Source organism: Anaerotignum faecicola, assembly GCA_024460105.1.
Lineage (GTDB): Bacteria > Bacillota > Clostridia > Lachnospirales > Anaerotignaceae > JANFXS01.
Genome location: JANFXS010000231.1, coordinates 1 through 469, shown reverse-complemented (window position 1 = coordinate 469; position 469 = coordinate 1). Strand labels below are relative to the sequence as shown.

General features: G+C 52.7%; 1 protein-coding gene. It reads right to left on the bottom strand.

All coding sequences use genetic code 11. The annotated features are described in order from the left end of the window. Window positions 1–469: alpha-amylase family glycosyl hydrolase (locus NE664_13690; GenBank protein MCQ4727685.1), on the bottom strand; the 469-nt coding region annotated here is incomplete at both ends.

Below are 469 nucleotides of genomic sequence, written 5' to 3'. Positions count from 1 at the left end.
CTTCTGCCGTGTGGTTGAAGACGACATCCAGATAGACCTCCATGCCGCGTTCCTTTATGGTGCGGATCAGCGTTTTCAGTTCCCGGCCTTCGTGGTTATGCTCGCTTTTTGAGGCGTAGCTGGTGTTGGGGGCAAAGAAACTGACGGGATTGTAGCCCCAGTAATCCAGCAGCATGTTCCCGTTTACGCTGCGTTCGTTACGCATTTCGTCGAATTCAAAGACGGGCATCAGCTCGATGGCATTGATGCCTAAGTCCTCCAGATAGGGAAGCTTTTCGATAATTCCCTGGAAGGTGCCGGGAGCCGAGACGCCGGAAGAGGCATCCCTGGTGAACCCTCTGACATGGAGCTCATAAATAACTAAATCCTCCATGGGGATTGGAGGATGGCAGCAGTCGTCCCAGTCGAAATTATCTGAGACTACCCTCGCTTTATACTGAAAGCCGCTTTCCGGCTTAGAGCCCCATGT